This window comes from Clostridium sp. UBA5119 (assembly GCF_002414285.1).
GTDB lineage: Bacteria > Bacillota > Clostridia > Clostridiales > Clostridiaceae > Clostridium_J > Clostridium_J sulfidigenes.
This window is the reverse complement of the sequence record NZ_DHYX01000052.1, coordinates 1-3,214: the sequence shown is the minus strand read 5'-3', so window position 1 is coordinate 3,214 and position 3,214 is coordinate 1. Positions and strand designations below refer to the sequence as shown.

The window sequence follows — 3,214 nt, the reverse complement described above, 5'->3', positions numbered from 1 at the left end:
CAAGCTTATATTCCTGACTTATATAAGTCTCTTGGAATATTCTTACCTCTTATAGTAGTTAACTGTGTTATCTTAGGTAGAGCTGAAGCATATGCATCAAAAAATAAAGTATTACCTTCAATTTTTGATGCTATTGGTATGGGACTTGGATTTGGACTTGCTATAGTTGTATTAGCAACCTTTAGAGAAGTTCTTGGTAATGGAACATTCTACGGAATACAATTCCTACCAAAATCTTATGTTCCAGCTATGGTTATGACATCTGCTCCTGGAGCTTTCATAACTCTTGGTATACTTTTAGCATGCTTGAATCAATATAAGATTTCAAAAGCTAAAAAATCTGAAACTACAAAATAAGGAAGGTGAAATTTAATGAAAGAATTATTTACTATATTTATAGGAGCCCTTTTAGTTAACAACGTAATATTAGGGCAGTTTCTAGGTATATGTTCCTTCCTTGGAGTTTCTCAAAAGACAGAAACTGCTAAAGGTATGGGTGCAGCTGTTACCTTTGTAATGTTACTAGCTACTCTTATTACCTTCGTGGTAAATAAGTTAATTTTAGTTCCATTTAAAATGGAATATCTATCAACATTAGCTTTTATCCTTGTTATTGCAGCATTAGTACAATTTGTTGAGATTGTTATTAAGAAAATCCAGCCTGGTCTTTATAGATCTCTAGGTATCTTCTTACCTCTTATCACAACTAACTGTGCAGTACTTGGTGTTGCTGTTACAAACATAGATAAACAGTATGGATTAGCTCAATCATTATCTAATACTATTGGAGCAGCTCTTGGATATGTACTAGCGATAGTGATACTTGCAGGTTTAAGAGAGAGAATGGAAGATAATACTGATATGCCTGTTGCTTTTAGAGGGTTACCAATTTCTCTAATAACAGCTGGATTAATGGCTATTGCATTCTATGGATTCAGTGGTTTAGTTTAAAGGAGGGAATTTAAATGGATTTATCAAATTTAGTATATCCAGTAGTCAGCCTAGGTGGTCTTGGATTAGTATTTGGAGCCCTATTAGGATATGCAAACAGTAAATTTAAAGTAGAAGTTGATGAAAGAATCCCTCTAGTAAGAGAATGTTTACCTGGTGCAAACTGTGGTGGATGTGGATTTGCTGGATGTGATGCTTATGCAGAAGCTGTAGTTATGGGTACAGCTGCAACTAACAAATGTAGCCCTGGAGGTGCTGAGGCAGTTGAAAAGATATCTTCAATTCTTGGAGTTGAAGCATCAACAGCTGAACCAATGGTAGCTTTTGTAAGATGTAAAGGAACTTCTGATGTTGCAAAAGAAAAATATAACTATGTAGGAATTTTAGACTGTAACCAAGCTTCCGTAGCTCCTGGTGGTGGTTCTAAAGCTTGTGAATTTGGATGCTTAGGTCTAGGTTCTTGTGTGAAGGCTTGTGAATTTGGTGCACTATCTATAGTTAATGGTGTAGCTTCTATAGATGAAGAAAAATGTGTCGCTTGTGGTGCTTGTATATCTGCTTGTCCAAAAACATTGATTCATCTTGTGCCTAAAAAATCTAAGGTTAGAATAGATTGTAATAACAAAAATAAAGGTAAAGAAGTTATGGATGTTTGTGATGTAGGCTGTATCGGTTGTGGTATCTGTATGAAAAACTGCCCTAAAGATGCTATCGAGATAGTAAATAATATTCCAGTATTTGATTACACAAAATGTGTTAGCTGTGGAATATGTGCAAATAAATGTCCAAAGAACTCCATATTAAACCTTAGAAAACCTGCATTAAAAAAAGAAGCAGTACCATCTCCTGCTAAGGCAGCTAGTGAAGCTACTTCTTCTGAAAATAACAATGCTACAGTATAAATAAATTTAATTTTATGTTATAATATAGAAGGCTTTTTAGCCTTCTATATTTATTTGGAGGTGATTTCGTGCAAGAAGAAGGTATTATAAAGAAAATTAATGGAGATATAGCTACTGTTGCTTTTGTAAAAAAAGGTGGTTGTGGTGGTGGATGTTCCTCTTGTAAATCTGGATGTCCTAAAGATACTATATTGGTAGAATTGAAAAATACAGAACATGCTACTGTTGGTGAAAGAGTTTTAGTATCAATGGATAATAAGGTTTTTAGCAACATGACATTTTGGGCCTATGCCTTCCCTACCATTATTACAGTAATTACTCTTATAATATGTCTATACATATTTAATAAGCTTAATTTAGCTAACTCTGAAGTATATTCAGTGCTACTGGCTTTAGTAGCCATGGTAATTTCTTATGTACTTAGTTCTAAACTAAATAAAAAACAAGATAAGTATTCTTTTAAGATGATTAAAAAGTTAAATTAAACTTTTTAAAATGTGATGAAAGTTATATTAATAAAGATATATTTTACTATATAAAGTTAATAATATTCACATATAGATCATACAAAATCAATTATAACCATTAGGAGGTATAAAAATGAATATAGCATCAATGATTGATCATACTATTTTAAAAGCTGAAACAACCAAGGATCAGGTTATAAAAATTTGCAAAGAAGCAAAGGAATATAAATTCAAGTCAGTATGTGTAAACTCTTGTTATACTGAGTTGGTAGCAAAGGAACTAAAAGACTCTGGAGTACTTGTGTGCACAGTGGTAGGTTTTCCGCTAGGAGCTATGGATACTAAATCTAAGGCTTTCGAAACAGCTAGAGCTATCGAACTTGGAGCAAATGAAATAGACATGGTTATCAACGTAGGAGCTTTAAAGGATAAAGATTACAACTTTGTGAGAAATGATATAAAAGAAATTGTTGATACAGCTAAAGGAAAGGCTATAGTTAAAGTTATTTTAGAAACTTGCCTATTAACTGAAGAAGAAAAAGTTAAGGCTTGTGAATTATCGCAAGAAGCAGGTGCAGACTTTGTAAAAACTTCAACTGGATTTAGTACAGGTGGAGCAACTCCTGAAGATATAACTCTAATGAGAAAGGTTGTTGGACCTAATATGGGAGTAAAAGCCTCTGGTGGCGTTCGTACTACTGAAGATGCAATGAAGGTTATAAATGCTGGTGCAAATAGACTTGGTGCCAGTGCATCTATAGCAATTGTAAACAATTTATGTAATTCAGATTCTGACTATTAGAATTTATTCTCATTTTACAAATTAATTAAAATAAATTTTATAAAAATAAATAGATAAACTTCTAGGATTTATAGAAGTTTATCTATTTATTT

Annotated in this window: 5 protein-coding genes; all 5 read left to right on the top strand. The window is 32.7% G+C overall.

The genetic code is table 11. The features are described 5' to 3' along the window. A partial coding sequence (locus B2671_RS08195) for an Rnf-Nqr domain containing protein (RefSeq protein WP_346869972.1) occupies positions 1-357 on the top strand: 357 nt, incomplete at its 5' end. A 15-nt stretch (positions 358-372) separates the two neighbouring features. Continuing rightward, positions 373-951 carry an electron transport complex protein RnfA gene (locus B2671_RS08190; protein WP_346869971.1) on the top strand — a complete coding sequence of 193 codons (579 nt, stop codon included), beginning with the start codon at positions 373-375 and terminating at the stop codon, positions 949-951. A gap of 14 nt (positions 952-965) precedes the next feature. Then, on the top strand, positions 966-1,853 hold the full coding sequence (rnfB, locus tag B2671_RS08185) for an RnfABCDGE type electron transport complex subunit B (protein WP_346869970.1): 888 nt from the start codon (positions 966-968) through the stop codon (positions 1,851-1,853). Between the two features lie 68 nt (positions 1,854-1,921). Continuing rightward, positions 1,922-2,338, top strand: coding sequence for a SoxR reducing system RseC family protein (locus tag B2671_RS08180; RefSeq protein ID WP_035133667.1), 417 nt, complete (start codon positions 1,922-1,924; stop codon positions 2,336-2,338). Positions 2,339-2,453: 115 nt separating this feature from the next. Then, on the top strand, positions 2,454-3,122 hold the full coding sequence (gene deoC / locus B2671_RS08175; protein ID WP_346869969.1) for a deoxyribose-phosphate aldolase: 669 nt from the start codon (positions 2,454-2,456) through the stop codon (positions 3,120-3,122). Positions 3,123-3,214 lie beyond the last annotated feature (92 nt).